This window comes from Mycobacterium asiaticum (assembly GCF_001673365.1).
GTDB lineage: Bacteria > Actinomycetota > Actinomycetes > Mycobacteriales > Mycobacteriaceae > Mycobacterium > Mycobacterium asiaticum_A.
On the sequence record NZ_LZLS01000158.1, the window covers coordinates 1 to 1,187 of the forward strand.

The 1,187-nt window shown below is 77.5% G+C and carries 1 pseudogene; it reads right to left on the minus strand.

Going from position 1 to position 1,187, the window contains the following annotated elements:
• Positions 1-1,187, minus strand: a pseudogene (locus tag A5634_RS28705) (hypothetical protein); the annotation flags it as partial.

Here is a 1,187-nt window from a genome sequence, read left to right on the forward strand (position 1 = left end):
GTTGCCGCCGCTGGTGGCCTGACTGCCGATGTCACCGAAATCGCCGTTGGTGGAACCGAACCCGCCGATCCCGCCCGTCCCGCCGCCGCCCGAGTCGCCACCGCGCCCGCCGGTGCCGCCCTGACCAAGCGTGCCATCGGTGACCGTCCAGGAGCCGACACCTCCGGTGCCGCCGTCGCCCCCGGATCCGCCGGTACCGCCGACGCCGCCGGTGCCGCCGACACCCTGCATGCCGCCCGTGCCTTTGCTGGAAGTTCCGCCACGTCCGCCGTCACCGCCCTGTCCGCCGAGCCCACCTTCGCCGCCCTGTCCGCCGGCGCCACCTGTCGCGCCCGGATCGATCGCGTCGTCTCCCCGCGCTCCGGTGCCGCCGGTGCCGCCGACGCCTCCGGCACCCCCGTCGCCGCCCTTACCGCCGTCGCCGGCCTGCGCGCCCCCGGCACCGCCTGCTCCGCCCGCGCCACCGGTGCCGCCGGTGCCACCGATTTCGCCGGTCTCGTTGGTGTCATGAGCTACTTCGCCTGTGCGGCCGGTCCCGCCGGTGCCACCTGTGCCACCGTCGCCGCCGTCCCCGACCAGGCCGCCGTCACCCCCGACGCCGCCGGTGCCGCCGACACCGCCGGCGGTGATCGCATCCGCACCGTCGCCGCCGTGCCCGCCATGGCCGCCCGTGCTACCGGCGTCCCCTTCGGCGCCGCCGTCACCGTTGGTCGAGCCGGAGCCGCCGGTCCCGCCCGCACCGCCGGTGCCGGGGGCGCGCAGGCCGGCGACGGCGGTAAGGGCGGCGACGGGGGTGCCGGAGGCGTCGGCGGCACCGGCGGCACCGGAGCGCGGGGAGACGACGCGATCGATCCGGGCGCGACAGGTGGCGCCGGCGGACAGGGCGGCGAAGGTGGGCTCGGCGGACAGGGCGGTGACGGCGGACGTGGCGGAACTTCCAGCAAAGGCACGGGCGGCATGCAGGGTGTCGGCGGCACCGGCGGCGACGGCGGCACCGGCGGATCCGGGGGCGACGGCGGCACCGGAGGTGTCGGCTCCTGGACGGTCACCGATGGCACGCTTGGTCAGGGCGGCACCGGCGGGCGCGGTGGCGACTCGGGCGGCGGCGGGACGGGCGGGATCGGCGGGTTCGGTTCCACCAACGGCGATTTCGGTGACATCGGCAGTCAGGCCACCAGAGGCGCACC